The following is a 26,105-nucleotide window of genomic DNA, read 5'->3' on the forward strand; positions in this document are numbered from 1 at the left end:
CTAGGCCAGCTTGGCCGAATGCTCGCGCGTCGCGTGGAACGTCAGCTTCGGCCAGCGCTCTTCCGTCAAACGCAGGTTCACACCCGACGTGGCCAGGTAGGCCATGTTGCCGGCCGCATCATAAGCCACGTTGTGGCCCAGCGCGTTCTCGAAATCCTGCAGGATGCGCTTGTCGTCGCAGCTGACCCAGCGGGCGCTGCTGATGCTGGTGCCTTCGAACACGGCGTCGACGCCATACTCGTTGAGCAGACGGCTGGCCACCACTTCGAACTGCAGCACGCCGACGGCGCCCAGTACCAGTTCGCCGCCCTGCACCGGCTTGAAGACCTGCACCGCACCCTCTTCGCCCAGCTGCTGCAAGCCCTTGTGCAGCTGCTTGATCTTCAGCGGATTGCGGATGCGCACGGAACGGAAGAAGTCCGGCGCAAAGTACGGAATGCCCGTAAAGGTCAGCATCTCGCCTTCGGAAAAACTGTCGCCGATCTGCATGTTGCCGTGGTTCGGCAAGCCGATGATGTCGCCCGCGTACGCCTCTTCCACCTGTTCGCGCGAGGAAGCCATGAAGGTCACCACGTTCGACACCTTGATCTCGCGCCCCAGGCGCAGGTGCTTGACCTTCATGCCGCGCTCGAAACGTCCCGAGCAGACGCGCAGGAAGGCGATGCGGTCGCGGTGGGCCGGGTCCATATTGGCCTGGATCTTGAAGACGAAGCCCGTGAATGGCTGCTCGGTCGGATCGACGGAACGCACGGTGGCGTCGCGCGGGCGCGGCGCCGGTGCCCAGTCGACCAGCGCGGACAGGATCTCGCGCACGCCGAAGTTGTTGATGGCCGAACCGAAGAACACGGGCGTCTGCACGCCGGAGAGGAATTCCTCCAGGTTGAACGGGTTCGACGCGCCGTGCACCAGTTCCACTTCCATGCGCAGCTGGTCCATCTCCAGCGGGAACATCTCCTGCAGGCGCGGGTTGTCGATGCCCTTGATGATTTCGAAAGCGCCGTCGGCCTTCTCTTCACCGGCCTTGAACAGCATGATCTCGTCCTTCAGCAGGTGGTACACGCCGCGGAAGTTCTTGCCCATGCCGATAGGCCAGGTGACGGGCGCGCACTGGATCTTCAGCACCGATTCCAGTTCGTCGAGCAGGTCCAGCGGATCGCGCGTCTCGCGGTCCATCTTGTTCATGAAGGTGACGATGGGCGTATTGCGCATGCGGCACACGGCCAGCAGCTTGATCGTCTGCGCTTCCACGCCCTTGGCCGCATCGATCACCATCAGCGCCGAGTCGACGGCCGTCAGCACGCGGTAGGTATCTTCCGAGAAGTCCTGGTGACCCGGGGTGTCGAGCAGGTTGACGACGTGGTCGCGGAATTCGAACTGCATCACCGAGGAGGCGACGGAAATGCCGCGCTGCTTCTCGATCTCCATCCAGTCCGACGTCGCGTGGCGGCCCGATTTGCGCGCCTTGACGGTACCGGCCATCTGGATCGCGCCCGAGAACAGCAGCAGTTTTTCCGTCAACGTGGTCTTACCCGCATCCGGGTGGGAAATGATGCCGAAGGTGCGGCGGCGCTGCACTTCGCGCGCGATCACGGCAGGCGCCTTGCTGCTGGCTGGCGCTGCGGCGCTGTCCGCACTGTCGCTGGAATCGGGGGGAATGATGTCGTTCTCGTTGGCCATATTGGTGACCATAATATGGCCCTCGCAAAAAACCCTCGATTTTACAGAAGGATCGGCCTTCCGTGTGAACTGCTTCACTCTGGCGAACGGCAAAATTGACGCGGGAATCGGGCAGGCTGCCGCGCACTTCATCAAGGGGTCACAATCCGCAGGCAACATTGCACTGCAGAAATGTTGCCACCCTACCCTGGAAATCCGATGAAAATCCTCCTCACCCCCGCCATCCGACTCATGCAGCGCTTGCGCCTGCTGCCCAAATTCATGCTTGTCTGCCTCGTCTTCCTGCTGCCGCTGGCGCTGGCGACCACCTTGCTGATCTCGGAACTGGGCAAATCGCTGGCGCAGGCGCAGGATGCGCAGCGGGGCGTGGCCTATGTGCGCCAACTGCAGGAAGGCACGCGGCTGCTGCAGCAGCGGCGCGGCCTCGAGCACTTGCGCCTGAGCGGCAAGGCGGGCATGGACAACACGGCCCTGAACGCGCGCATCACGGCCGCGCTGGCGGCCCTGGCGCGCTTGCCGGCCGGCGCAGGCCTGCCCCAGGCGGCCGAACTGACGAAGCAGTGGCAAGCCCTGCTGGGCCGCCAGGCGGGCCTCGCGGCGCGCGACAGCTACGCGGCGCACACGGCGCTGCTGCGCCAGGCCGCCAAGCTGGGCCAGCTGGTGGCCGACCGCTCGCACCTGAGCCTGGACCCGGACGCGGGTGCCAACCACCTGAGCGCCGTCTTCACCGCCACCCTGCCCGACCTGGCCGAGAGCCTGTCCGACATCGGCGGGCGCGGCGCCGCCTACATCGACACGGGCCTGTTCGAGGCAAACGAAGATCAACTCGTCAACGCCAACGCCCTGATCGCGCGCCACGAACTGGAACGCCTGCCGGCCCGCTTCGACGAAATCCTCGCCGCCAAGCCGGAACTGCGCGCCAGCCTGCAAGGGGCGCTGAAAGCCGTGCCGGCCGCGCTGGCCTTCCTCGAACGCACGAAGAATGAAGTGACGAATTCCTACGACCAGACGTCGGGCGCGCAATTCCACGCGGCCGGCATGCAGGCCATCGACGCCCTGCACGCGCTGTCCGGCGCCTCCGCCACCGCCTTGAACGATCTGCTGGCGCAGCGCATCGCCCGCGACGAGGCGCGCCGCGCCCTGATCCTGGCGGCCATGCTGCTGGTGCTGCTGGCCGCCGCCTACCTGTGCGCGGGCTTCTACGCCGCGTTCGCGCGCGACGTGACGCAGTTGCGCGTGGCCGTCGGCGCGGCAGCGGCGGGCGACCTGTCGCAGCGCATCACCTCGCAGGCGCACGACGAAATCGGCGACCTGGTGCGCGACTTCGGCGCCATGACGCACGGCCTGGCCAACCTGGTGCAGGAAATCCGCGGCGGCGCGGCCGTCATCGCGGCGGCCGGCGCCGATATCGCGCAGGGCAACGCCGCCCTGTCCGGCCACACGGCCACGCAATCGGACGCGCTGGGCGCCACCGTGGACTCGATGCGCGAGCTGACGGCCACCGTGGGCCGCAACGAAGCCCACGTAGGACAGGGGCGCACCCTGGTGGCGACGGCAGCCGACGTGGCCCTGCGCGGCGGCCAGACCGTCGGTGCCGTGGTCGAGACCATGGCCTCGATCAAGGCCAGCTCGCACAAGATCGTCGACATCATCGGCGTCATCAACGGCATCGCCTTCCAGACGAATATCCTGGCCCTGAACGCGGCCGTGGAAGCGGCGCGCGCGGGCGAGCAAGGTCGCGGCTTTGCCGTCGTGGCATCCGAGGTGCGCAGCCTGGCGCAGCGCTCGAACGAGGCGGCACTGGAAATCAAGCGCCTGATCGGCGATTCCGTGGCCACCGTGGATGCGGGCGGCGAACTGGTCAATGCCGCCGGCAGCACCATGCGGCAAGTCGTCGACGCGGTACAGCAAGTCGCCGTGGTGATCGGACGCATCAGCAGCGCCGGCGCCGAGCAGAATGGCGAGATCGCCCGCATCAACCAGGCGCTGGCGCAAATCGACGACATGACGCGCCAGAACGCGGGCCTGGTCGACGAAGCCCGTGCCGGTTCGCAGCGCCTGCACCAGGAAGGCGAAGCGCTGACGCAGGCCGTCAGCCGCTTCCGCCTGGGCGAACACGAGGCGCCCGGCGCGCGCCAGACACCGGCCCCGGCCGTGCGCGACGGCTTGCCCAGCGTGCGTCCGGCCGGCCTGTGGAGCGCCAACAAACCCCGCGTCATATCACAAAATCGCGCAGAACGGCGCAAGGCTAGCTAGTCAAAAGTGTGCACGTAGGACTAGGACTACAATTCCGCCTCAAAAGAGACTACAAAGTGGCGACTGCTAATCTTATGTTCGCCACTTACATAAGCTTTTAAAGTAGCTACATCGCGATCTGCACCGCGCGGTCGAAAAAAAACGCTGTTATCCCATGGATGCGGCACGGCTTTCGACCGGCAACGCGGCAGTCGCACTCCGATGTAAAAAGCCTGTGAGGAATACTATGAGCCATACTCAACTTAGCACCCCGGTCCAGAAGAACCAGTTGCTGCCGCGCGCCATGCCGGCAGCCGGACGGGAAATCAAGCTTGCGTCGCGTGTTAGCCTCAGCAGTGCCCAACAGAATGAATTGCTGGCCGCCCTGCCGCGCGCCGCACTCGAATCGCTGTTCGAAGACCTGGAACTGGTGGAACTGCCTTTCGGCAAGGAACTGTATGCCTACGGTAACAACCTGGAATACAGCTACTTCCCCACCACGGCCATCATTTCGCTGCTGTACGTGATGGAAGACGGCGCCACGACGGAAATCGCCGTCGTTGGCCATGAAGGCGTGGCCGGCGCCTCGCTGCTGGCAGGCGAGCGCGCCATGTGCACGGCTGTCGTGCAAAGCGCCGGCTACGGCTACCGCCTGAAGACGCAAAGCCTGCGCGACGCCTTCAACCAAGGCGGCGCCCTGCCCCAGCTGCTGATGCGCTACACCAATGCCCTGTTTGCCCAAATGGCGCAGAACGCCGTTGGCGGCCGCCACAGCTCGATCGAGCAAAAGCTGTGCCGCTGGCTGCTGGACCGCCTGGACCGTTCGCCATCGAACGAACTGAAAGTGACGCAAGAGCTGATTTCCATCATGCTGGGCGTGCGCCGCGAAAGCATCACGGCCGCCGCCGGCAAATTGCAGGAAGAAGGCTTGATCCATTATCGCCGCGGCAATATCACGGTTCTGGACCGCGCCGGCCTGGAATGCTATGCGGGCGAGTGCTACAAGGTGGCCAAGACGGAATACGACCGCCTGCTGCGCGACGTCTCGCGCTGCTGATGCACCGCTGCCGCCAGGCCGGCAGCATGGATAAAAAAATGGCCGGGCTGCATGCCCGGCCATTTTTTTTGTCTCAATTTTTTTATCTCAAGAAAAATTACACCTCGGCATCCGCGTCGATGTCTTCCGGCTCCGGCGTCAGCGGCAGCGGAATCACGGCTTCCACGCAAGTGCCCTTGCCTTCCGGTCCCTGGCGCACGGTCAGCGTGCCGCCCAGCAGCAAGGCCCGCTCGCGCATGCCCAGCAAGCCGTGCGACATGGGTTTTTGCAGGGCATCTTCCGTGATGCCGATGCCGTCGTCGATCACGCGCAGCACCAGGCCATGCTCGTTGCGCTTCAAGGTGACGCTGACCATGCCCGCGCGCGCATATTTGAGGATGTTGGTCAGCGATTCCTGCACGATGCGGAACAGGGCGATCGTCAGGGTGGCTTCGCGGTTGTCGATATTGATGGCCACGTCCGTATCGCAGCGTACCGAACTCATGCGCGTAAAATCCTCGCAATAGCTTTCGATGGCGGCGCACAGGCCCAGGTTGTCCAGCAGGCTGGGGCGCAAGTCTTCGACGATGCGGCGCTTGAGTTCCACCGTTTCCAGCAAGGTTGCCTTGGCGCGGCGCAATTGTGCCGCCAGTTCCGGCTGCGTGTGCGCCAGTTGCTGCGTGACGGCGCCCAGGTCCATGCTGATCGACGTCAGATTCGCGCCCAGCTCATCGTGCAGCTCGCGCGCCAGGCGCGCCTTTTCCACTTCGTTGACGCTGATCAAATGGCGCGACAGCACGGATAGCTGCTCCGTGCGCTTGCTGACCGTCGATTCCAGGGTGTCATTGGCATTTTGCAAGGCATACTCGACGGCCGCGCGGTTCTGGAAGCTGCGCCGCACCAGCTGGTAGAACATGATCAGCACGAGGATGGCCAGCGCATTGATGCCGATGCCGAGCAGTACGGCTTTCTGGTACTCATGATAAAAGGCGGCACTGCCGGACGACAGCGCTTCATTCTGCTCGCGCGTCATGATCACCACCTGCAGGCGGATTTCATCCATGGTGGCGCGGTCATCGGTCACGCGCGAAATGTTGACGATCTCGGCCAGCCCGCCCTGCTTGTAGACCTCGATCGACTGTTGCAGCATCGACATCTTGCGACGGATCAAGCTTTGCAGCTGGCCCAGGTTTTTCAGCTGGGTGGGACTGCCTGCAAGCAAGGTTTGCAGCTCGTTGAATTCATTCTCGATTTCGGTGGAAGCCGTCTTCGACGGTCCCAGATACGTTTCGGAGCCGGAAATGAAATAGCCGCGCAAGCTGCTTTCCGCATCGAGCACGAGCACGTTCAAATACTGCAGGCGGTCCGCCACGCGGGCGCTCTGGCTGAGCAAGGCGTTCGTGCCCTTCAGCGACTGCAGGTTATGGAAGAGACTGAAACCATTGAGTACAAGCAACAAGGCGCAAGTCACGCACAGGATCGTCTTGTAGAGGGGCAGGCGGTGATTCGGGGCCGGTTCAACGGTGAAATACATCCTGATGTGCATCCTTAGCAAGGTTCGGCGCGGGAAAAAGCGCCGGCGCCGGCCAATTATAATCCTCGCCACAGACTGCTGCACTGCACAACATCAAGTTGTGCCGGCTAGCTGGCTGCGCGATCATGCTGCCATGATCGCACCGCTACGCTAGTCAAGCAAATTGTTTTTCATTGCGTAATAGGTCAAGTCGCTGTTGGATTGCAAGCCCATTTTTTCCATGATGCGCGTACGGTAAGTGCTCACCGTCTTGATGCTCAGCGACAAGGCCACACCGATATCGGACACGGTGGCGCCCCGCGCCAGGCGCAAAAAGACCTGGAATTCGCGGTCCGACAATTCCGTATGCAGGGCCGCGTTCGTGTCGCGGTCGAACGACTGCGCCAGCAATTCGCCCACGGTGGAACTGACGTAGCGGCGCCCCTGGAACACGGTGCGCACGGCCGTCATCAGCTCATCGGCTTCGCATTCCTTGTTCAGATAGCCATTCGCGCCCATCTTGAACAAGTTCAATGCATATTGCTGCGCGGGATAGCCGCTCAGTATCAGCACGGGCAATTCCGGCTGGCCCTGGCGGATCGTGCGCAGGGTATCGATGCCGCTCTGATCGGGCATGGCGATATCGAGCAACAGCACATCGCAAATCTCGCGGCGGGCGATATCGAGCGCTTCACGCCCCGTACCGGCTTCCGCCACGACACTGAAATCGCTTGACGACGAAAAAATCTGTTTGAATCCAGCTCGTACTATTTGGTGATCATCACAAATGGCAACGCGTATCATTGTTTCCCCTTAAATTTTCCTGGCCTGGGAAAGACTACCGGAACCTGAACGCTGCTCCGGTTCAGCGTCACTAACAAAAACGCAACATTAACATTATATTCAAAATATGACGCGCCGTACGTTACCGGCAACGCCCGGGCGGCAAGCCCATGCAGCTTGGTCAGCCCGTATCGGACAACCCGACCTATATTGGTACAAATCTTATTTTAGCAAGTTTAAAATCGCAATTAATTCATTCCGTATCCACACGCGGTCCAGCGGCGCTTCCTGCGGCAAGACGGGCAAGGCCGGCAGCACAGGCAATTCGTCCGGGACGGCATGCGATGCGCCACGGCTATCGAGCTTGTTGCGCGCGCCGCTGATGGTAAAGCCCTGCTCGTACAGCAGTTCGCGGATGCGGCGTATCAACAGCACTTCATGGTGCTGATAATAACGGCGGTTGCCACGTCGTTTGACCGGCTTGAGCTGGGAAAACTCCTGCTCCCAGTAGCGCAATACATGCGGTTTGACGCCGCACAACTCGCTCACCTCGCCGATCGTGAAATAGCGTTTCGCCGGAATGGGCGGCAAGGCGATCAACTCGGTTTTACTGATGCGCTCGTTCATCGCCACTCACTCAGGCAGCACGGGCCAGCGGACTGGTCTCTTCGACCATGCTTTTCAGCTTCTGGCTCGCATGAAAGGTCACGACACGGCGTGCCGTGATGGGTATCTCTTCGCCCGTCTTCGGATTGCGGCCCGGCCGTTGTGGCTTGTCGCGCAACTGGAAATTGCCGAAACCGGACAACTTGACGGCCTCGCCCCGCTCCAGCGCATTGCGGATCTCGTCGAAAAAGGTCTCGACCATATCTTTCGCTTCGCGCTTGTTCAGGCCCACTTGCTCGAACAACAGTTCGGCCAGCTCCGCCTTGGTCAAGGTGGGTAAATCTTTTTCCGCTTCCTGGCGCACTTTGGCAACCAGCATGGCCCGATGCAGATCGGCGGCCAGTGCGGATTGCAGTACGGCGGAATCAACGTCGCTATTATTAATTTTCCTGCCCTGCCTTTTCTGTGCGCCCGAGCCCGCCACATGGCAAGCTCGTCTACGGTTGACGACGGAAAGGCCGTCACGCTGGGCGACGGCCGATCCGGTAATTACGAACGCAATTTCGCGTCGTGGCCCTGCTTGGCCGCATCGATCAGGACAGCCATCAGGCCATCGACGACATCGTCTTGCAGGGTGTTTTGAGTATCTTGCAAGCTAATCCGGAAAGCAAGGCTTTTTTCATCCGCTTCCAGCCCTTTTCCACGATATTCATCAAATAAAACAATGGCTTGCACGATACGCGCTGCCGGGCTCGCCTTGGCGGCGGCGTGGAAGCTGTCGAGCAGATCCTGCACGGCCACCGATTGCTTGACGACGACGGCCAGGTCGCGGCTGGCGCCAGGGAATTTCGAGATTTCCTGGTACACGGGCACGATGCGTTGCGTCAGGGCAGCAGCGTCGACTTCGAACAGCACGGGCGCCAGCGGCAAGTCGTACTTTTGCATCCAGCGCGGGTGCAGTTCGCCGATGAAACCGATGACCTTGCCATCGAGTTCCACGTTGGCCGAACGGCCCGGATGCAGGGCCGGATGCTCCGCCTTGGTGAAACGCAAGACCAGGGGCGCAAACAGCGCTTCCAGGTCCGCCTTCACGTCGAAGAAGTCGACCGTGCGCGCAGCCTGGCCCCACTGCTCGTCCGCCACCGCGCCGTAGGCCATGGCCGCCACGCGCTTCGGCTGCGCGTAGCCAGCCACCGACAAGGGGCCGTTTTCCACGCTGTCGTCGCGCTGGTAGATGGCGCCCACTTCGAAGATGCGCACGCGGTTCGTCTTGCGGTTCAGGTTGTAGCGCACATTGGCGATCAGGCTGCCGATCAGCGAGGAGCGCATCACGCTCATCTGGCTGGCGATCGGGTTCTGCAATTTGATCGGATTTGTGTTGCCCGAGAAATCGCGCTCCCATGCCGTATCGACAAAGCTCATGTTAACCACTTCCTGGAAGCCCAGGTCAGCCAGCTCATGACGCACCGCAAACAAGGAACGGGTATTTTCTGGTGCAATCTGCATCACGTTTGCGGCCACGGGCGGCAAGGTCGGGATGTTTTCAAAACCGTACACGCGCGCCACTTCCTCGATCAGGTCTTCCTCGATCTCGATGTCGAAACGGTAGCTGGGCGACGTCACGGAAAACACGCCGTCGGCCAGGGTGAATGGCAGGGCCAGGCGCGTGAAGATATCGGCGATCAGCTCGTCGTTGAGCGGCACGCCGATGACTTTTTGCGCGCGCGCCGTGCGCATCGTCACAGGCTGGCGCTGCGGCAAGTTCACCACGTGGTCATCGACGGGGCCGACGGTCGTGGCCGGCGTGCCGCAGATTTCCACGATCAGGGCCGTGATCCGCTCGATGTGTTCGACGGTGGTGGCGAAATCGACGCCGCGCTCGAAGCGGTGCGCCGCATCGGTGGAGAAATTCAGGCGGCGTGCGCGGCCTTGAATCGCATTCGGCCACCAGAATGCCGCTTCCAGGTAGATGCTGTCCGTATCGTCCGAAACGGAACTGGCGTCGCCGCCCATGATGCCGGCCAGCGATTCGATTTCCTGGTCATCGGCAATGACGCCGAGCCACTCGTCGACGGCAATGGTGTTGCCGTTCAACAGCTTGACGGACTCGCCCGCCTTGCCCCAGCGCACGTCCAGGCTGCCGTGGATCTTCGCCAGATCAAACACGTGGCTGGGACGGCCCAGTTCCAGCATGACATAGTTGGAAATGTCGACCAGGGCCGACAGCGGACGCTGGCCGCTGCGCTCGAGGCGCTGCTTCATCCAGTCCGGCGTGGCTGCCTTGGCGTTCAAGCCGCGGATCACGCGGCCCGTGAATCGGCCGCACAGGTCCGGCGCGCTGACTTTCACTGGCAACACTTCGTCGCTGGACACCGGCACGGTGCGGAACTGCGGCGCGTTCAGGGGCACGCCCGTGAGCGCCGACACTTCGCGCGCCACGCCCAGCACGGACAGGCAGTCCGCCTTGTTTGGCGTCAACTTGATGGTGAATTTCAAGTCGTTGAGCGCAAAGTAATCGCGGAAATTCTGGCCGATCGGCGCGTCGTCCGGCAATTCCATCAAGCCGGCGTTTTCTTCCGACAATTTCAATTCGCGCGCGGAGCACAGCATGCCTTGCGACTCGACGCCGCGCAACTGGCCTACCTTGATTTCAAATGGCTTGCCATCGGCGCCAGGGGGCAGCACGGCACCCGCCATCGCGCACACGACTTTCAAGCCCGGGCGCACGTTCGGCGCGCCACAAACGATGTTGAGCATGGTGCCCGTGCCGACATCGACCTGGCACACATTCAGGCGGTCCGCATTCGGATGTTTTTCCATCTCCAGGACCAGGCCCACCACCACGTTCGAGAACGGCGGGGCGACAGGATCGACGTCCTCGACTTCGAGACCGGACATGGTCAGCAGATGGGCCAGTTCGTCCGAAGTCATCTTCGGATCGACCATGGTACGGAGCCAGTTTTCGGAAAATTGCATAATCAAGCCTTCAAAGGGTCAAAGCTCACAGCGCGAGCGCACAGGCGCTCAAGCGCCATGAATCAAACGGAACAATGCTTAGTTGAACTGCTTCAGGAAACGCAAGTCGCCCTCATAAAACAGACGCAGGTCGTTGATGCCGTAACGCAGCATCGTCAAGCGTTCCAGGCCGGAGCCGAAAGCAAAACCGATGAATTTCTCGGGATCGAGGCCGAAGTTCTTCACCACGGTTGGATGCACCTGGCCGGCGCCCGACACTTCCAGCCAGCGGCCTTTCAGCGGGCCCGAACCGAAGGCGATGTCGATCTCGGCCGACGGTTCCGTAAACGGGAAGTACGATGGACGGAAGCGCACTTGCAGGTCGTCCGTCTCGAAGAAGGCCTTGACGAAATTCAGGTACACGCCCTTCAGGTCGGCAAAGCTGATATCTTCGGCGATCCACAGGCCTTCGACCTGGTGGAACATGGGCGAATGGGTGGCGTCGCTGTCGACCCGGTAGGTGCGGCCCGGCGCGATGACCTTGATCGGCGGCGTGTGCGTGCGCGCATAGCGCACCTGCATCGGGCTCGTGTGCGTGCGCAGCAGCAAGGGCTTGCCATCGGTGTCGTTGCCGTCGATGTAGAACGTGTCTTGCATGGAACGGGCTGGATGGTTTTCCGGGCTGTTGAGCGCCGTGAAATTGGTCCAGTCGTTTTCGATTTCGGGGCCGTCGGCCACGTCGAAACCGATGGAGCGGAAGATTTCCTCGACCCGCTCCCACGTGCGCATCACGGGATGGATGCCGCCGGGCATGCGGCCACGGCCTGGCAGGGTCACGTCGATCGCTTCGGCGTTCAGACGGCCTTGCATCTGGGCATCGGCCAGCGCATCACGGCGCGCCGTCAGCGCGTCCTCGATCTGCACTTTGACGGCGTTGATCAGGGCGCCCTGCGCCTTGCGCGCGTCCGGGTCCAGCTTGCCCAGGCCCTTCATCATTTCAGTAATCTGGCCAGTCTTGCCCAGGTAGCGGGCTTTGGCGTTTTCAAGTGCGGCAGCGTCTGCGGCGGCGATAAAGTCAGCCTGGGCCGAGACGACGAGTTCTTCTAGGGAGTTCATGCGGCATTTCCTGTTTTGGACATCAATTCTGGACTCAGTTATCTAAAATCCAACAATCAAAAACGGAAACGGGGCATAAGGTTCACACCTCTGCCCCGCTCTTTATAACGTCACCCTGCGGATGACGTTGTGCAATGACCGTGCTTACGCAGCGATTTTTGCTTTAACTGCGTTGACAATCGCAGCGAATGCTGGCTTGTCCATCACAGCCATATCGGCCAGGACTTTACGGTCCAGTTCGATATTTGCTTTTTTCAAGCCGTTCATGAATACGCTGTACGTTACGCCATGCTCACGGGAAGCAGCGTTGATACGGGCGATCCACAGGCGGCGGAAAACGCGCTTCTTGTTGCGGCGATCGCGGTAAGCGTATTGGCCAGCGCGCATAACTGCTTGCTTGGCAACACGGTATACACGGCTGCGGCGACCACGGTAGCCTTTAGCTTGAACAAGAATCTTCTTATGACGGGCACGAGCTGTAACCCCACGTTTTACTCTAGGCATAGTAACTCCTTAAATTGAGTGTGAGATTAAGCAGTCGGCATCATGCGCATGACGGATGTGACATCCGATGCGTTGATGTTACGGGTACCGCGCAACTGACGTTTGTTTTTGGTGGTTTTCTTGGTCAGGATGTGGCGTTTGAACGCGTGACCCGACTTGACTGTTCCACCTGGACGCACGCGAAAACGTTTTTTCGCGGAGCTTTTGGTCTTCATTTTAGGCATAGCAATCTGTCCTCTTACGGACAGCTCCATTTATAACAGGATTGCAGGTGGCAACACGACGCTGCGCTTAGATGCCTGCTTTCACATGTTGTGCAGCGGATGCGAGTCCACTACAGTTTGCGCGGCCCGGACATTACTGGCCAGGCCGCGCAAATTCTGCCTGGGGTTTGACGCCGCGCCAATGCTGGCACGCGCAGTTTCCACCCACAGTAAAACGCTATTGTAACTTACTTCTTCTTCTTAGGCGAAAGAACCATGATCATTTGGCGGCCTTCCATCTTCGGGAACTGCTCGACCTGGCCGTACGGCTCCAGATCGGCTTTCAGACGTTCCAGCATGCGGAAGCCAATATCCTGATGCGCCATTTCACGACCGCGGAAACGCAGCGTGATTTTGGTTTTATCGCCATCCTCAAGGAACTTGATGAGATTACGCAACTTGATATTGTAGTCACCATCATCAGTCCCCGGACGGAATTTGACTTCCTTCACGAGGATGATCTTTTGCTTCAATTTGGCTTCGTGAGCTTTCTTTTGCTCCGAATACTTAAATTTGCCGTAGTCCATCAAACGGCACACCGGTGGCTGCGCGGTAGGCGCAATTTCCACCAGGTCGACGTTTGCCTCTTCCGCCAGGCGGAAGGCTTCAGCCAAACTTACGATACCGAGTGGCTCGTTATCGACCCCGCTTAAACGCATTTCAGGGGCAGTGATTTCGCCATTGATGCGATGTGACTTGTCAGTAGCTATTGTAATTTCCTTTAAAAATCTTGTAAGACGGTCGTGCAGCGAGTTTCCTCGTCAGGCCTTGGTGTCGACTTCATGTTTGAGTCGCTCTATCAGGGCATCGACGGACATGACGCCCAGATCGACATTGCCCCGCGCCCGCACGGCCACTGTATTCGCATCCCGCTCTTTGTCGCCAATCACTAAGATGTAAGGCAATTTTTGTACGGAATGTTCACGTATTTTATAGGTAATCTTCTCGTTACGCAAATCAGCCTGTACGCGCAGCCCCGCTTTGCGCAGTTTTGTTGTTACTTCTTGTACATAATCAGCTTGAGCGTCGGAAATATTCAACACCGACACTTGCACTGGCGACAACCACAGCGGCATGGCGCCCGCATAGTGTTCGATCAGGATGCCGATGAAACGTTCCAGCGAACCCACGATCGCGCGGTGCAGCATGATGGGCACCTGGCGCGTGTTGTCGACGGCCACGTATTCGGCGCCCAGACGGCCCGGCATCGACGGGTCGATCTGCACGGTGCCCACTTGCCATGCGCGGCCCAGACTGTCTTTCAGGTGGTATTCGATCTTCGGACCGTAGAACGCGCCCTCGCCCGGCAATTCCGTCCATTCCACGCCACAGGCGCGCAGGGCCGAACGCAGGGATTCCTCGGCGAAATCCCACGACTCTTCCGTACCGATGCGGTTATCGGGGCGCAGGGCCAGTTTCACGTCAATATTCGTAAAGCCGAAAGCCGTGTACACATCCATCGCCTGCTGGTGGAAAGCCGTCACTTCGCCGGCGATCTGCTCTTCCAGGCAGAAGATGTGACCGTCATCCTGCGTAAAGCCGCGCACGCGCATCATGCCGTGCAAGGCGCCCGACGGCTCGTTGCGGTGGCATTGGCCGAATTCGCCGTAGCGCAATGGCAAGTCGCGGTAGCTGCGCATGCCATTGTTGAAAATCTGGATATGGCCAGGGCAATTCATCGGTTTCAGCGCATAGGCGCGGTTTTCCGATTCCGTGATGAACATGTTTTCACGGTAATTATCCCAGTGACCGGTTTTTTCCCACAGGCCACGGTCCAGAATCTGCGGCGCCTTGACTTCCTGGTAGCCGTTGACCTGGTACACATTGCGCATGTATTGCTCGACTTGTTGCCAGATCGACCAGCCTTTCGGGTGCCAGAAGATCAGGCCCGGCGCTTCTTCCTGGAAATGGAAGAAATCGAGCTGCTTGCCCAGTTTGCGGTGATCGCGCTTTTCCGCCTCTTCCAGATTGTGCAGGTACAGTTCCTGGTCTTCCTTCTTGGCCCAGGCCGTGCCGTAGATACGCTGCAACATCTCGTTTTTCGAGTCACCGCGCCAGTAGGCGCCGGCCAGCTTCATCAGCTTGAACACTTTCAGCTTGCCCGTCGATGGCACGTGGGGGCCGCGGCACAAGTCCGTGAACTTGCCTTCGGAATACAGCGACACTTCCTGGTCGGCCGGAATCGAGCCGATCAGCTCAGCCTTGTACGCTTCGCCGATACCCTTGAAGTATTCGATGGCTTCGTCGCGGGCCACAACCTTGCGCGTGACTTGCTCGTCCTTCTTGGCCAGTTCGGCCATTTTCTTTTCGATCGCCGTCAGATCTTCCGGCGTGAACGGACGCTTGTAGGCGAAGTCATAGTAAAAGCCGTTGTCGATCACGGGACCGATGGTCACTTGTGCTTCCGGGAACAATTCCTTGACGGCGTACGCCAGCAAGTGGGCCGTCGAGTGGCGAATCACTTCCAGGCCATCGGCATCCTTGTCCGTGACAATCGCCAGTTCCGCGTCTTGCTCGATCAGATAGGAGGTATCGACCAGCTTGCCGTCGACCTTGCCCGCCAGGGCAGCTTTGGCCAGGCCGGTACCAATATTGGCCGCAACCTGGGCCACGGTGACCGGGCCGTCAAATTGACGGGCGGAACCATCGGGAAGTCGGATTGTAAGCATATTGATCTCCATATCGGCGCTGGCGCCAGGTAAAACTGCAATGAGTGATGGGTAAAATAACTGAAAGGAAAACGCAGACGCAAAAAAACGCGGACTAGCCGCGTTTTTCACTTTCTTGAGACAAAGGAAACCCGTTCGACTAGCGTCACTCCCAAAGCTTGGTAGTAGTTCGCGGTGTCATAACCGGTTTTACCTTTCTCTCTAACTGCATTCTGGTGGGCGGTGAGGAATTCGAATCCCCGACCCCTTGGATGTCGACCAAGTATTCTAACCAGCTGAACTAACCGCCCGTAAAACTTTTGTTGATCATTGTATTTCAAATGACCGCTTGCGGCTTGCGCCAGCTTAAAAACCATCTACTGCAAAATTCTGGTGGGCGGTGAGGAATTCGAATCCCCGACCCCTTGGATGTCGACCAAGTATTCTAACCAGCTGAACTAACCGCCCCGAAGACCAGCATTATAGAGAGGCTTTCCCAGAATGACAAGGGCTGTTTTGCAGGAAACTTTAATCATTTCTCCGGGCGTCAGCCTCCTTTATATGGAGTGGGCCCGGGACACCTGGAATGCCGCTAGAATCGGGGCATGAACTCCACCTTATTAGCCTGGCTGAAAACCCTGAGCCGCGTCTGCGGTTTCGAAACGGCCGACTCCTTCCCGCCCGGCCATCCGTATGCGCGCACGCGCTGGAATGCGGCGTACTTCGATATCGCTTCCGACGTCAAACCCGACGAGATGGAACGGCGCATCTGCGCGGCCATCGCCAACACGCCGAGCGTCTTCGCCTATATCGTCAATCCCACGCCGCGCATGCAGCGCGCGCTGCTGAACGTGATCCACGACAGGCTGCGGCGCCAGCCCGGCGCGGGCGCCACGGACTTGGTGTTGTTGCTGATCAATGCCTATGCCAGCGAGCACATCACGGAAGCCGTGCCCGGCTTGCGCACATTGATCTACAACACGGAACAGGAAGACACGAACCTGCGCGTGCATGCCATCCTGGAATTGCTGGTAGGCACGCCACGGGGGCTCGACGTGATCGACATGTAGTCTTCACGCATGATTGGCGGGTACATGGCGCGCCCGCCAGCGCACGAACGGCGTTTCCACCACGCTATATAAGAGCCAGCCCGTGGCGATGCTGAGAATAATCATGACCAGCATGGCAGGCAGGCTGTCCGGCCCGCAGCCAAGATCCTGCAGCACGGGACGCAGCACGATGCACAACTGCTTGTGCAGCAAATAGATCGCATACGACCACAGGGCCAGACTGGCCGCGCCCGGCACGCGCACCCGGTACAGCAGACTGGCAGGGCTCAGCGCAGCGACCAGCAGCAAGGCAAAACTGGCAGCCAGGGCCGGATAGCCGAATACCGTCACCCCATAGCCATAGTGATCGGTCAGAAACACATAAAACATCAGCGCCGTCCCGGCCATTCCCGCCAGCAAGGTGCGGTTGCCGTGCGACGTGAGGCGCGCCCACGCGGCCGGGTGGTAATTTTTCAGCAGCGCCAGCGCCACGCCCGCCACCAGCTCGTCGAAGCGGCACCACGAGGCATAGTAAATGTACTTGTAATAGCCGAGGCCGCCGCGCGGCACGTGCACGTATTCCTCCCACAGATAGGCACGCAGCAGCATGCCCACGATAAAGCTGGCGGCCACGGCCAGCCACGCCCACAGCAGCGACTTGCGGCAGGCGGCAATCAGCAGCGCCACGGCGGGCAGCAGCACGTAGAACTGCTCTTCCACGCACAAGGACCAGGCATGGGAAAACGCCGTGCCCGGCGTCAGGTTGATGTTTTGCGTAAACGTCAGGAATTTCCACAGCGGCAGCAGCGCGCTGTCGCCGCGAAACGCGGGCCACAAATAATACAGGGCCAGCACGACATAGAAATTGGGCAAGGTGCGCAGAAAGCGCCGCGCATAGAAACGGGGCAAGGAAAAGCCGTGCGCGCTGCGCAGGGCGGCAAAGATCTGGTTGCCGATCAAATAGCCGCTGAGGGCAAAGAACAGGTCCACGCCCGTCCAGCCGATCTCTCCCCAGAAACCGAATGCCCCGCCGTCGCTGACGAACAGCAAGTAATGATTCATGAATACGAGCACGATGGCCAGCGCGCGCAAGGTATCGAGGCCGGAGAGGCGCGGGGAAGATGGGGAAGACGGCATGAATATCAGCAAGGGAAAACAACGGTGGCGCCGATCATGCCACGCCAGAGGGCGGCATGGCCACATTTTTGCGGGCGCCTGCCGCGAATCCCGCTAAAATATGCCGACCCCGCTTTCCCTTCCCGCAACAGCATAGGATATGTCCAGCATGAGCAGCGCACTCCACTTCAAGTCCATCAACTACACGGGCCAGGGCAGCGGCCCGCGCCTGATCGTCACGGGCGCCGTGCACGGCAATGAAACCTGCGGCACCAAGGGCATCCACCGCGTGATGGCTGAACTCGACAGCGGCGCCCTCTCCATCGTGGCCGGCAGCGTCACCTTCGTGCCCATCACCAATCCGCTGGCCTACGCCAAGGGCGTGCGCAGCGGCGACCGCAACCTGAACCGCAACCTGTTCCCGAACGACAATCCGCAGGATTTCGAAGACCGCATCGCCAACTGGCTGTGCCCGCTGCTGGGCCAGCACGACGTGCTGCTGGACTTGCACTCGTTCAATGCCGACAGCCAGCCTTTCGTGATGGTGGGACCGCGCAACAACGATGGTCCGCTGCAACCGTTCAAACATGAAGACAAGGAACGCGCGCTGGCGCGCCGCCTGGGCGTGCGCCGCTTCGTCGACGGCTGGCTGCATGCCTACGGCCAGGGCGTGCAGCGCCGCCTGGGCAATAGCGACCAGGTGGGCCTGGTGTTGCGCTATGGCGTGGGCACGACGGAATACATGCGCTCGACGGGCGGCTACGCCTTGACCCTGGAGTGCGGCCAGCACGCGGACCCGGCCGCGCCGGACGTGGCTTACCGCGCCATCATGAACACCTTGGCTTTCCTGGGCTTCATCGACGCGCCGCAGCCGCAAGCCATCGCGGATGCCGACATGGAAGCGCTGAACATGGTCGTCGTGCACGACAAGCTGCATGCAGACGACCGCTTCATCAAGACCTGGTCCAGCTTTGACAAGGTACAACAAGGCGAGCAGATCGGCGTGCGCGCGGACGGCACGCCCGTGACGGCCGAATTCGACGCCTACATCCTGTTCCCGGACGTCAACGCGCAAGCCAATGCCGAGTGGTATTACCTGGCGCGGGTGGCCAGCAGCTTTTGATTAGGGCCTGTTCCAGCAGGGAGCGTCATCTGCTGGCAGTTCATCAGGAGGGCGGACAAGGCGCGAGGAGGACGCGTGGCGAGCCACGCGACGACGATCAGCGCAGTCCTCGCTTCCGAGGGGCGCCAGCAGGGGATGTATTCATCTGCTGGGATAGGCTCTTAGTGGCCCACCGACTTGGAAAACAAGTTGATGACAAGCACGCCGGCAATGATCAGCCCCAGGCCGATCAAGGCCGGCGTGTCCAGGCTTTGCTTGAACCAGAACCAGCCCACGGCGGAAATGAGCACGATGCCCACGCCGGACCAGATCGCGTACACGATGCCGGTAGGAATGACCTTCAAGGTCAGCGACAGGCACCAGAAGGCAATGCCGTAACCAATCACGGTGATGACGCTGGGTACCAGGCGGCTGAAACCGTCGGACGCCTTCAAGGCGCTGGTGGCGATGACTTCGGCGATGATGGCGATGGCCAGGTAGAAATACGTCATGGCGAGGCTCATGCGACAGTCCTTTCAAGGTAAATAAAAACAACAACGCCCTGCCCGCCCGCCACCTGTTCGATCAGGGCGGCGCAACGGCGCAGGGCGTTTCAGGAAAACTGCCTTACTGCGGGCTGAGCAGCTTCAAGCCCAGGATGCCGGACACGATCAGCGCGATGCAGGCGATGCGCGCGGCGCTGGCCGGCTCGCCCAGCACCATGATGCCGAAGATGGCCGTGCCGACGGTGCCGATGCCCGTCCAGATCGCGTACGCCGTGCCCAGCGGCAAGGTGCGCAAGGCCAGGCCCAGCATCACCACGCTGCCCAGCATGGAAATGGCGGTCAACACGGATGGCAGGGGGCGGGTAAAACCGGCGCTGTATTTGAGGCCGATGGCCCAGCCGATTTCCAGCAAGCCAGCCAATACCAAAATGATCCACGCCATAGACTTCTCCTGAGGCGGCAGGGTCGTCCCCGCCATGCAGCCCCGTCATCGAGCGGGGTCGTCCCCACAGGAGCAAAGGGAAAAGTATACCATCGGGTGAAAACTCTTGCCGCAAGCACATTTTTCTAGTGCTGCCACTCCAGTCAAAAGTTGCCAAGAAACATGCTGGTGGCCGCATAATCACTGCATCTCAACCATTCAGGAGCGACGATGCACATTCTGGCCCAGGTTCTTACCGCCCTCATCCTGCTGCTGCACGTCTACATCGTGCTGCTGGAAACCGTGCTGTTCGATGCGCGCGGACGCAAGGTCTTTGGCCTGTCCAAGGAAAAGGCGGAGATCGTGCGTCCCGCCATGTCCAACCAGGGCTGCTATAACGGTTTTCTCGTCGCCGCGCTGGCGCTGGGCTTTTTTTACCCGGACGCCGCCATCGCCCATGCATTCACCGTCTTCGGCCTGGCCTGCATCGCCGTGGCCGGAGTGTGGGGCGCGCTCACCGTCATGACGCGCATCCTCTACCTGCAAACGGTGCCTGCCGTCATCGCCTTGCTGCTGTTCCACTTTTCCTGATCCTGCCGGGGCGGCCTGCCGGCCGTCCCGCCCTCCGCCTGCGCATACCCCAAATGGGTGATGTTTCCAAAAAACATGCCCGATACAATTCCTTGTAGCAATAAAAAAGATACCACCAGACACATGGTGACAAGTAATCGTCCACAGGGGAAATCATGCACGCACATCCAACCACCTTTGCCGTCACTTTATTCGGCTGCCTCATGCTGTCCGCCTGCGGCGGTGGCGGCAGCGACAGTGGCTCGGGCAGCGGCTCCAGCAGTGCCGGCAGCAGCGGCGGCACGTCGGCAAACTGCCAGTACACCAACCTGATCGGCGATGCGGAACGCAAGCAGGCCAGCGCCTGCGGCATCCAGGTATCGGGCAATTACGCCCAGGCGGACTCCGGCTACGACAGCGTGGTGGCCGCCTGCAAACAGGGGCAGAAAACCACGGCCGACACCTACTACAGCGGCACCTACCAGAAAATGGTCGACTACGCGCGCGCCGTGAGCAAGGAACTCGGTTGCGGCCAGAACAATGGCACCACCTTGCCCAACAACAGCACGGCAAGCAACTACAATTTCTGCGTCAAAAGCACGACCGTCAATGGTAAGCTCAGCTATGAAGGCGCTTGCTACGGCCCCGTCAAATCCGGCGAAGGCGGCTGCGGCAGCGGTTATAACTATGTGAGCCAGTACGCCAGCCTCAACACGTGCACGGCGGGCGGCAAGACCTGGCTGGAATCGCGTTAAGGGGGATGGCCGCCGCGGCGGCCCCCTTTGTCTTGTCCACCGCTTGCCGCCATGAGGATTGCCTATGATGCCATCGCTCGCCGTCGCCAGCCAGGCGCTGATTACCCTGATCTACGACGCGGCCACGCGGCATGGCGCCTGGTCGCAATTCCTGGCCGCCTTTGCGCAACAGCTGCAGTCGCACGCGGGCTTGATCTGGGCCAATGATTTCAGCAACCGCTCGGTCGACGTCCAGCTGCCGGGCAGCGGCCTGGCCGCCACGTATGGCTTCGAAGCGCACGCCCTTGCCAGCTTTGCCAGTTATTACGGCGCGCGCAATGTGTGGCTGGAAGACGCCACCCTGCACCGCGAAGGCGCCGTCGTCACCGGCTCCATGCTGTTTCCCGACCATTGCCTGAAGAAAACCGAATACTGGACGGACTGGCTGCGCCCGCAGGACATCTTTTATACGGCGGCGGCCATCGTCGAGCTGCGGGGCGAGCGCTCCACGAATGTCACCGTGGTGCGCCGCGAACAGGCCGGCGCCTACGACGGGGGCGAGCTGGCGCTGATCCGTACGCTGATGCCGCACCTGCAAACGGCTTTTGCCTTGCAGCGCAAGCTGCGCCGGCTGGAAATGCTGTCCCAGAGTTCCACCCAGGTACTGGAACTGCTGCCGTTTGGCGTGCTGCTGCTGGATGCCACGTCGCAATTGCTGTACGCCAACGAACGAGCGCTGGCCATGACGGCTGCGACGCGGCTGCTGCAGCTGCGCGAAGGCGCGCCCCTGTATTGCCCGCGCGAAGCGGACAACGGTGCGCTGCGGCGCCTGCTGCACGAGGCGGCGCAAACGGGCACGGCAGCAGCAGGCGGCCCCGGCGGCGTACTCAAGCTGAACGGATTGACGGGCGAACAGCTGCGCCTGCGCGTCACGCCCCTGCCGTCCTGGCACAGCCCGTTCGGCGCGGCCAGCGCCATCGCCGTTTTCCTCAGCGACAGCAGCGACCTGATCACCTCGCTGGCAGCCACCCTGCGCAATTTCTACGGCATGACGGTGGCCGAGGCGCGCCTGACGGAAGCGCTCGTCAACGGCTATTCCTTGCAGGAATACGCCGATCGCCAGCGCATTTCCATCCACACGGCGCGCACGCAGATCAAGAGCGCCACCGCCAAGGCCGGCGCCCAGCGCCAGGTGGATCTGGTGCGCATCGTGCTGACTGGCCCGGCCGTACTGCAGCGCAATCCCCTTCCCGCCTGACACCTCCCAAAAAACGGAAGCCGCCAGCACGCTTTTCATTTATATCGTAAGATTACGATATTAAAATTTAAGAATCACGATATATACATCGTTGAAAAGCGAATTGTATGTTCAGGAGGAACAACATGGATATCGACGCCATCCACAAGGCCCTGGCCAACCCGGTACGCCGGCAGATTTTGCAATGGCTGAAAGAGCCGGAGCAGCATTTTCAGGAACAGGACCACCCGCTGCACCTGGGCGTGTGCGCCGGCCTGATCGACCGCCGCCTGAATCTGTCGCAATCGACGGTGTCGGCGCACCTGGCCAGCCTGCATAAGGCGGGCCTGATTTCAGCAACAAAAGTGGGGCAATGGAGTTTCTTCAGCCGCAACGAAGCCACCATCCAGGCCTTCCTCGAACACATGCAGCAAGGTTTGTAAGCACCTTCCGTCTCAACGCCGCCTGACCGGCACCCACAAGGAAATGACAATCATGGCAACTTTATTCGATCCCATCACCATTGGCAGCCTGCAACTGAAAAACCGCATCATCATGGCACCGCTGACGCGTTCGCGCGCCGGCAACCCGGGCCGCGTGCCCAACGCCCTCATGGCCGAGTACTACACGCAGCGCGCGTCGGCCGGCATGATCATCTCGGAAGCGACGGCCGTCACGCCGCAGGGCGTGGGCTATGCCGACACGCCCGGCATCTGGTCCGAAGAACAGGTGGAAGGCTGGAAACAGATCACCAAGGCCGTGCATGACGCAGGCGGCCTGATCGTGCTGCAGCTGTGGCATGTGGGCCGTATTTCCGCGCCCGTCTTCCTCGATGGCGACTTGCCCGTGGCGCCCAGCGCCGTCAAGCCGGCCGGCCACGTGAGCCTGGTGCGCCCGAAACAGGAATTCGTCACGCCGCGCGCGCTCGATACGGAAGAGATTCCCGGCATCGTGGCAGCCTACCGCCTGGGTGCCGAGAATGCAAAAAAAGCGGGCTTCGACGGCGTGGAAATCCACGGCGCCAACGGTTACCTGCTCGACCAGTTCCTGCAAGACAGCACCAACTTGCGCACCGACAACTACGGCGGGTCGATTGAAAACCGCGCCCGCCTGATGCTGGAAGTGACGGATGCGTGCATCGACGTCTGGGGCGCCGACAAGGTGGGCATGCACCTGGCACCGCGCCGCGATGCGCACGACATGGGCGATTCTGACCCGCGCGCCACTTTCGGCTATGTGGCACGCGAGCTGGGCAAGCGCGGCATCGCCTTCATCTGCGCGCGCGAAGCGCTGGGCGAAGACCGCCTGGGCCCTTACCTGAAGCAGGAATTCGGCGGCGTCTACATTGCCAACGAAAAAATGGACAAGGCAGCGGCCGAAACCCTGCTGGCCAAGGGCGAAGCGGACGCCGTGGCCTTTGGCCTGTGGTTCATCGCCAACCCCGACCTGCCCATCCGCCTGCACAGCGACGCGCCATTGAATCCGCTGAATGCGGACACCCTGTACGCGCCCGATGCTGCCGGCTACACGGACTACCCGGCACTGGCAGCCCAAGCCTAAGCTCAGGCTCAGGCTTCAGCAACAGCGCACAGCGCCCAAAGACAGCGCTCAAGGCGGCAGCGACGCGGGCAGCAGCTGGCTGCGCATTCCCCAGGCGGCGGACGCCACGGCATCGACGCAACAAACTGCGTGGTGCGCGTGGCGCCCGCCGCCGTATTTTCGGCGCCGTTCCCCCGCCCTTCAGCGCATTCAGCGCCATCGGCGCCGTGCCGGCCGGGCCGGACGGCGCGCCTGCACGCTGCTGAAGACACGGCGTATCACGTCGGCCGGCACGGCATGCTCGCGCAGGTAGGCCGTCGCCACCGTCCTGCCCAGGGCGTGATGAAACGCCACACCCCGCTCGACGAGCTCTGCCATCACCTTGTCCGTTCGGACATACTCTTCAACCACATCCTCGCTACTATTTTTCATGCCACGGCTCCATGTCTGGTGGATCAGCACTGCATCAAGTTTTGACCATATTGGGCGCATTTAGTGCCCGACACAGTGCGCAAGCATGGTTAAAATAGCAGCAGCACCCGCCCCGACACCGCATGAATAGCGGCCTCGGCTGCTTGTCGCCACCGCCAGCCCCGTATAGAATGCCTGCGCAGAATTTTTGCTTCAAGGAAAATGGCCACCAGCGCCATCCCATTAAGAACAGTGTCACTGAAGGGTATCAATGGACGATTTATTTGTACAAGCGGGCGACTTGCCGACCTGGCACCAGCGCTGCGCGCTGCGCGTGCTGCATCTGTTTGGCTGGCGCATGCGCTTCCGTCCCCTGCCGGGACCGCGCGGCATCGCCGTCGTCTACCCGCACACGTCGAACTGGGATTTCATGGTGGGCCTGTTCGGCAAATGGGCGCTGTCCCTGCCGTTCCGCTGGCTGGCCAAGGATTCCCTGTTCCGCGGCCCAATGGGCAAGGTGCTGCGCTACCTGGGCGGCGAACCCGTCGACCGCAGCACCACCAGCGGCACCATCCAGCGCCAGGCCGAACGCATGCTGGCCGCCGACTGGTACTGGCTGGCCATCACGCCGGAAGCGACGCGCAGCTACCGCCCGAACTGGAAAAGCGGCTTCTATCACCTGGCCCTGGCCGCCAAGGTACCGCTGTTGCTGGTGTACATAGACTACCCGAACAAGGTGCTGGGCGTCGTCGACCATCTCTATTTGACGGGCGACAAGGACGCCGACATGGCCGCCATCGCCGCCGTGTATGCGGGCCACCAGGGCTTGCACCCGGAAAAGGCGGCACCCATCGTGCTGTCCGAGAAGCGCCCCGGCGCTTAATTCATCCCCATCAATACCACGCCGGCGGCCGTCAAGGCCACGCCGGCCAGGCGCAGCACGCGCTCGGCCAGTACCTGGCCGACGAAACGTCCCGCAAACAGCAGCATGGCCGACGCCAGCAGGAAGCCGCACGCGGCCGAAGCGGCCGGCAATTCCTGGCCATGCGCATTGCCATGCGCGAGCGCAAACACGCCCACGAGCAGCATGCCCAGCCAGTTCGGCACGGCCAGCGCCAGCGCGATGGCCAGCCCCACCAGCGCCACCGTGGCGGCAATGCCCGTTTCCAGCCCCGGAACGCGCAAGCCCGCCATGCCGGCCAGCGCGCCCAGCAGCATCATGCCGAGAAAGGTGGCGGGCTGGGCCAGGCCGCGCCGCTGCTGGCCGCCCCAGATGCCCACGCCCAGCATGGCCAGCAAATGGTCGATGCCCGTGAACGGATGGGCGAAACCGGTCAGGAAGCCGGCACTCTCGCCGTGGCCGGGGTGGGCCATGGCAGGCAAGGCCAGCAGGCACAGCGCGGCCGCGGCAGCCGTTTTCGTCATCAGTCTTGCGTTCATTGCAGCTCCTTGCCTGGTTGGTCGAGCAAACCTTGCTCGCGGATAAAATCGATCACGACCTGCACGCCGTCGCCGCTGCGCAGGTTGGTAAACACGAATGGACGTTCGCCGCGCATGCGTTTCGCATCCTGGGCCATGATGTCCAGGTTGGCGCCCACATACGGCGCCAGGTCCGTCTTGTTGATGATGAGCAAATCGGAACGCGTGATGCCGGGCCCGCCCTTGCGCGGGATTTTTTCGCCGCCCGCCACGTCGATCACGTAAATCGTCAGGTCCGACAGTTCCGGACTGAAGGTGGCGGCCAGATTGTCCCCGCCCGATTCGACCAGGATCAAGTCGAGATCGGGAAAATCGGCCTGCATGCGCGCGATCGCTTCCAGGTTGATGGATGCGTCTTCGCGGATGGCCGTGTGCGGGCAGCCGCCCGTCTCCACGCCCATCAGGCGCTCGGCCGGCAAGGCGTCGGCGCGCAGCAGGATTTCCATGTCTTCCTTGGTGTAGATGTCGTTCGTGATGACGGCCATGTCGTAGCGCTCGCGCATGCCCTTGCACAGCATTTCGCACAGGGCCGTCTTGCCCGAGCCGACGGGCCCGCCGATGCCCACGCGCAGGGGATTGGATGGTATTGAGGTCATGTTTGCTCT

Annotated in this window: 27 protein-coding genes and 2 tRNA genes; 10 read left to right on the top strand and 19 right to left on the bottom strand. The window is 61.3% G+C overall.

Features of this window, described 5'->3' with window-relative positions; genetic code table 11:
• Complete coding sequence (locus VPH41_RS13760) at window positions 1-1,677, bottom strand: peptide chain release factor 3 (RefSeq protein ID WP_328570529.1); 1,677 nt, start codon at window positions 1,675-1,677, stop codon at window positions 1-3.
• A gap of 198 nt (window positions 1,678-1,875) precedes the next feature.
• Here VPH41_RS13760 and VPH41_RS13765 point away from each other — a divergent pair, with 198 nt between their 5' ends.
• Window positions 1,876-3,933, top strand: coding sequence for a methyl-accepting chemotaxis protein (locus VPH41_RS13765; protein ID WP_328570443.1), 2,058 nt, complete (start codon window positions 1,876-1,878; stop codon window positions 3,931-3,933).
• 226 nt (window positions 3,934-4,159) lie between these two features.
• Window positions 4,160-4,969 (top strand): Crp/Fnr family transcriptional regulator, encoded by an 810-nt coding sequence (locus VPH41_RS13770; protein WP_099411578.1) that lies wholly within the window; start codon window positions 4,160-4,162, stop codon window positions 4,967-4,969.
• 97 nt (window positions 4,970-5,066) lie between these two features.
• Here VPH41_RS13770 and VPH41_RS13775 read toward each other — a convergent pair whose 3' ends face one another.
• The 12 genes from VPH41_RS13775 to VPH41_RS13830 form a co-directional block, all read right to left on the bottom strand.
• Entirely contained in the window at window positions 5,067-6,482 is a 1,416-nt protein-coding gene (locus tag VPH41_RS13775) for a sensor histidine kinase (RefSeq protein ID WP_152282364.1), read from the bottom strand.
• Between the two features lie 150 nt (window positions 6,483-6,632).
• On the bottom strand, window positions 6,633-7,265 hold the full coding sequence (locus VPH41_RS13780) for a response regulator (protein WP_034783185.1): 633 nt from the start codon (window positions 7,263-7,265) through the stop codon (window positions 6,633-6,635).
• Window positions 7,266-7,466: 201 nt separating this feature from the next.
• A complete protein-coding gene (locus VPH41_RS13785; protein ID WP_152258879.1) occupies window positions 7,467-7,871 on the bottom strand; it encodes a MerR family transcriptional regulator in 405 nt (134 codons plus the stop codon).
• A 10-nt stretch (window positions 7,872-7,881) separates the two neighbouring features.
• A complete protein-coding gene (locus VPH41_RS13790) occupies window positions 7,882-8,229 on the bottom strand; it encodes an integration host factor subunit alpha (protein ID WP_010399205.1) in 348 nt (115 codons plus the stop codon).
• A gap of 170 nt (window positions 8,230-8,399) precedes the next feature.
• On the bottom strand, window positions 8,400-10,826 hold the full coding sequence (gene pheT / locus VPH41_RS13795; protein WP_328570444.1) for a phenylalanine--tRNA ligase subunit beta: 2,427 nt from the start codon (window positions 10,824-10,826) through the stop codon (window positions 8,400-8,402).
• Between the two features lie 78 nt (window positions 10,827-10,904).
• On the bottom strand, window positions 10,905-11,921 hold the full coding sequence (pheS, locus tag VPH41_RS13800; protein WP_034751917.1) for a phenylalanine--tRNA ligase subunit alpha: 1,017 nt from the start codon (window positions 11,919-11,921) through the stop codon (window positions 10,905-10,907).
• Window positions 11,922-12,065: 144 nt separating this feature from the next.
• Complete coding sequence (gene rplT / locus VPH41_RS13805; protein WP_010399214.1) at window positions 12,066-12,425, bottom strand: 50S ribosomal protein L20; 360 nt, start codon at window positions 12,423-12,425, stop codon at window positions 12,066-12,068.
• A gap of 26 nt (window positions 12,426-12,451) precedes the next feature.
• On the bottom strand, window positions 12,452-12,649 hold the full coding sequence (rpmI, locus tag VPH41_RS13810; protein ID WP_038493025.1) for a 50S ribosomal protein L35: 198 nt from the start codon (window positions 12,647-12,649) through the stop codon (window positions 12,452-12,454).
• Between the two features lie 227 nt (window positions 12,650-12,876).
• Window positions 12,877-13,437 carry a translation initiation factor IF-3 gene (gene infC, locus VPH41_RS13815; RefSeq protein WP_205711303.1) on the bottom strand — a complete coding sequence of 187 codons (561 nt, stop codon included), beginning with the start codon at window positions 13,435-13,437 and terminating at the stop codon, window positions 12,877-12,879.
• Window positions 13,438-13,449: 12 nt separating this feature from the next.
• On the bottom strand, window positions 13,450-15,357 hold the full coding sequence (gene thrS / locus VPH41_RS13820; RefSeq protein ID WP_152282367.1) for a threonine--tRNA ligase: 1,908 nt from the start codon (window positions 15,355-15,357) through the stop codon (window positions 13,450-13,452).
• A gap of 213 nt (window positions 15,358-15,570) precedes the next feature.
• Window positions 15,571-15,647 (bottom strand) — tRNA-Val (locus VPH41_RS13825).
• An 80-nt stretch (window positions 15,648-15,727) separates the two neighbouring features.
• Window positions 15,728-15,804: transfer RNA gene (locus VPH41_RS13830), tRNA-Val, on the bottom strand.
• 137 nt (window positions 15,805-15,941) lie between these two features.
• Between VPH41_RS13830 and VPH41_RS13835 the strand changes: the two genes are divergently transcribed.
• Window positions 15,942-16,406 carry a hypothetical protein gene (locus tag VPH41_RS13835; protein ID WP_328570445.1) on the top strand — a complete coding sequence of 155 codons (465 nt, stop codon included), beginning with the start codon at window positions 15,942-15,944 and terminating at the stop codon, window positions 16,404-16,406.
• A 3-nt stretch (window positions 16,407-16,409) separates the two neighbouring features.
• Here the strand turns inward: VPH41_RS13835 and VPH41_RS13840 are convergent, their stop codons facing one another.
• A complete protein-coding gene (locus VPH41_RS13840) occupies window positions 16,410-17,522 on the bottom strand; it encodes an acyltransferase family protein (RefSeq protein WP_328570446.1) in 1,113 nt (370 codons plus the stop codon).
• Window positions 17,523-17,661: 139 nt separating this feature from the next.
• On the opposite strand from VPH41_RS13840, the gene VPH41_RS13845 reads away from it, so the two are divergent.
• Window positions 17,662-18,624 carry a succinylglutamate desuccinylase/aspartoacylase domain-containing protein gene (locus VPH41_RS13845; RefSeq protein ID WP_152282369.1) on the top strand — a complete coding sequence of 321 codons (963 nt, stop codon included), beginning with the start codon at window positions 17,662-17,664 and terminating at the stop codon, window positions 18,622-18,624.
• Between the two features lie 161 nt (window positions 18,625-18,785).
• Here VPH41_RS13845 and VPH41_RS13850 read toward each other — a convergent pair whose 3' ends face one another.
• Window positions 18,786-19,115 carry an SMR family transporter gene (locus tag VPH41_RS13850; RefSeq protein ID WP_287770768.1) on the bottom strand — a complete coding sequence of 110 codons (330 nt, stop codon included), beginning with the start codon at window positions 19,113-19,115 and terminating at the stop codon, window positions 18,786-18,788.
• Between the two features lie 115 nt (window positions 19,116-19,230).
• Entirely contained in the window at window positions 19,231-19,551 is a 321-nt protein-coding gene (gene sugE / locus VPH41_RS13855; RefSeq protein ID WP_152258884.1) for a quaternary ammonium compound efflux SMR transporter SugE, read from the bottom strand.
• A gap of 210 nt (window positions 19,552-19,761) precedes the next feature.
• On the opposite strand from sugE, the gene VPH41_RS13860 reads away from it, so the two are divergent.
• The 5 genes from VPH41_RS13860 to VPH41_RS13880 all read left to right on the top strand — a co-directional run bounded on the left by VPH41_RS13860 (window position 19,762) and on the right by VPH41_RS13880 (window position 23,631).
• Window positions 19,762-20,121 (top strand): DUF1304 domain-containing protein, encoded by a 360-nt coding sequence (locus tag VPH41_RS13860; protein WP_152258885.1) that lies wholly within the window; start codon window positions 19,762-19,764, stop codon window positions 20,119-20,121.
• Between the two features lie 155 nt (window positions 20,122-20,276).
• Window positions 20,277-20,855 (top strand): hypothetical protein, encoded by a 579-nt coding sequence (locus VPH41_RS13865; protein WP_328570447.1) that lies wholly within the window; start codon window positions 20,277-20,279, stop codon window positions 20,853-20,855.
• Window positions 20,856-20,919: 64 nt separating this feature from the next.
• A complete protein-coding gene (locus VPH41_RS13870; RefSeq protein ID WP_328570448.1) occupies window positions 20,920-22,092 on the top strand; it encodes a helix-turn-helix transcriptional regulator in 1,173 nt (390 codons plus the stop codon).
• Between the two features lie 125 nt (window positions 22,093-22,217).
• On the top strand, window positions 22,218-22,514 hold the full coding sequence (locus VPH41_RS13875) for an ArsR/SmtB family transcription factor (protein ID WP_328570449.1): 297 nt from the start codon (window positions 22,218-22,220) through the stop codon (window positions 22,512-22,514).
• A gap of 52 nt (window positions 22,515-22,566) precedes the next feature.
• A complete protein-coding gene (locus VPH41_RS13880) occupies window positions 22,567-23,631 on the top strand; it encodes an alkene reductase (protein WP_328570450.1) in 1,065 nt (354 codons plus the stop codon).
• A 189-nt stretch (window positions 23,632-23,820) separates the two neighbouring features.
• On the opposite strand, the gene VPH41_RS13885 is transcribed toward VPH41_RS13880, so the two are convergent.
• Window positions 23,821-24,042, bottom strand: coding sequence for a hypothetical protein (locus VPH41_RS13885; RefSeq protein ID WP_152282373.1), 222 nt, complete (start codon window positions 24,040-24,042; stop codon window positions 23,821-23,823).
• A 250-nt stretch (window positions 24,043-24,292) separates the two neighbouring features.
• Here VPH41_RS13885 and VPH41_RS13890 point away from each other — a divergent pair, with 250 nt between their 5' ends.
• Window positions 24,293-24,904 (top strand): 1-acyl-sn-glycerol-3-phosphate acyltransferase, encoded by a 612-nt coding sequence (locus tag VPH41_RS13890; RefSeq protein WP_328570451.1) that lies wholly within the window; start codon window positions 24,293-24,295, stop codon window positions 24,902-24,904.
• Here VPH41_RS13890 and VPH41_RS13895 read toward each other — a convergent pair.
• The gene (locus tag VPH41_RS13895) at window positions 24,901-25,461 is read right to left on the bottom strand and encodes a HupE/UreJ family protein (RefSeq protein WP_328570452.1); all 561 of its coding nucleotides are present in this window, start codon (window positions 25,459-25,461) and stop codon (window positions 24,901-24,903) included. The two genes, VPH41_RS13890 and VPH41_RS13895, sit on opposite strands and share 4 nt — an antisense overlap.
• Window positions 25,458-26,096, bottom strand: coding sequence for an urease accessory protein UreG (gene ureG / locus VPH41_RS13900; RefSeq protein WP_328570453.1), 639 nt, complete (start codon window positions 26,094-26,096; stop codon window positions 25,458-25,460). The genes VPH41_RS13895 and ureG overlap by 4 nt, the downstream gene beginning before the upstream one ends.
• Between the last annotated feature and the right edge of the window lie 9 nt (window positions 26,097-26,105).

The organism is Janthinobacterium sp. P210006 (assembly GCF_036231885.1).
Classification (GTDB): Bacteria; Pseudomonadota; Gammaproteobacteria; order Burkholderiales; family Burkholderiaceae_D; genus Janthinobacterium; species Janthinobacterium violaceinigrum.

Coding starts and splice junctions, on each gene's coding strand:
- VPH41_RS13885 (WP_152282373.1), bottom strand. CDS start 24,042: ATGAAAAATAGTAGCGAGGATGTGGTTGAAGAGTATGTCCGAACGGAC.
- VPH41_RS13840 (WP_328570446.1), bottom strand. CDS start 17,522: ATGCCGTCTTCCCCATCTTCCCCGCGCCTCTCCGGCCTCGATACCTTG.
- pheT (WP_328570444.1), bottom strand. CDS start 10,826: ATGCAATTTTCCGAAAACTGGCTCCGTACCATGGTCGATCCGAAGATG.
- VPH41_RS13865 (WP_328570447.1), top strand. CDS start 20,277: ATGCACGCACATCCAACCACCTTTGCCGTCACTTTATTCGGCTGCCTC.
- VPH41_RS13835 (WP_328570445.1), top strand. CDS start 15,942: ATGAACTCCACCTTATTAGCCTGGCTGAAAACCCTGAGCCGCGTCTGC.
- pheS (WP_034751917.1), bottom strand. CDS start 11,921: ATGAACTCCCTAGAAGAACTCGTCGTCTCGGCCCAGGCTGACTTTATC.
- VPH41_RS13760 (WP_328570529.1), bottom strand. CDS start 1,677: ATGGCCAACGAGAACGACATCATTCCCCCCGATTCCAGCGACAGTGCG.
- VPH41_RS13850 (WP_287770768.1), bottom strand. CDS start 19,115: ATGACGTATTTCTACCTGGCCATCGCCATCATCGCCGAAGTCATCGCC.
- VPH41_RS13870 (WP_328570448.1), top strand. CDS start 20,920: ATGATGCCATCGCTCGCCGTCGCCAGCCAGGCGCTGATTACCCTGATC.
- rpmI (WP_038493025.1), bottom strand. CDS start 12,649: ATGCCTAAAATGAAGACCAAAAGCTCCGCGAAAAAACGTTTTCGCGTG.
- VPH41_RS13770 (WP_099411578.1), top strand. CDS start 4,160: ATGAGCCATACTCAACTTAGCACCCCGGTCCAGAAGAACCAGTTGCTG.
- VPH41_RS13765 (WP_328570443.1), top strand. CDS start 1,876: ATGAAAATCCTCCTCACCCCCGCCATCCGACTCATGCAGCGCTTGCGC.
- VPH41_RS13860 (WP_152258885.1), top strand. CDS start 19,762: ATGCACATTCTGGCCCAGGTTCTTACCGCCCTCATCCTGCTGCTGCAC.
- VPH41_RS13890 (WP_328570451.1), top strand. CDS start 24,293: ATGGACGATTTATTTGTACAAGCGGGCGACTTGCCGACCTGGCACCAG.
- VPH41_RS13895 (WP_328570452.1), bottom strand. CDS start 25,461: ATGAACGCAAGACTGATGACGAAAACGGCTGCCGCGGCCGCGCTGTGC.
- thrS (WP_152282367.1), bottom strand. CDS start 15,357: ATGCTTACAATCCGACTTCCCGATGGTTCCGCCCGTCAATTTGACGGC.
- VPH41_RS13875 (WP_328570449.1), top strand. CDS start 22,218: ATGGATATCGACGCCATCCACAAGGCCCTGGCCAACCCGGTACGCCGG.
- rplT (WP_010399214.1), bottom strand. CDS start 12,425: ATGCCTAGAGTAAAACGTGGGGTTACAGCTCGTGCCCGTCATAAGAAG.
- ureG (WP_328570453.1), bottom strand. CDS start 26,096: ATGACCTCAATACCATCCAATCCCCTGCGCGTGGGCATCGGCGGGCCC.
- VPH41_RS13780 (WP_034783185.1), bottom strand. CDS start 7,265: ATGATACGCGTTGCCATTTGTGATGATCACCAAATAGTACGAGCTGGA.
- VPH41_RS13845 (WP_152282369.1), top strand. CDS start 17,662: ATGTCCAGCATGAGCAGCGCACTCCACTTCAAGTCCATCAACTACACG.
- VPH41_RS13790 (WP_010399205.1), bottom strand. CDS start 8,229: ATGCTGGTTGCCAAAGTGCGCCAGGAAGCGGAAAAAGATTTACCCACC.
- sugE (WP_152258884.1), bottom strand. CDS start 19,551: ATGGCGTGGATCATTTTGGTATTGGCTGGCTTGCTGGAAATCGGCTGG.
- VPH41_RS13785 (WP_152258879.1), bottom strand. CDS start 7,871: ATGAACGAGCGCATCAGTAAAACCGAGTTGATCGCCTTGCCGCCCATT.
- VPH41_RS13880 (WP_328570450.1), top strand. CDS start 22,567: ATGGCAACTTTATTCGATCCCATCACCATTGGCAGCCTGCAACTGAAA.
- VPH41_RS13775 (WP_152282364.1), bottom strand. CDS start 6,482: ATGTATTTCACCGTTGAACCGGCCCCGAATCACCGCCTGCCCCTCTAC.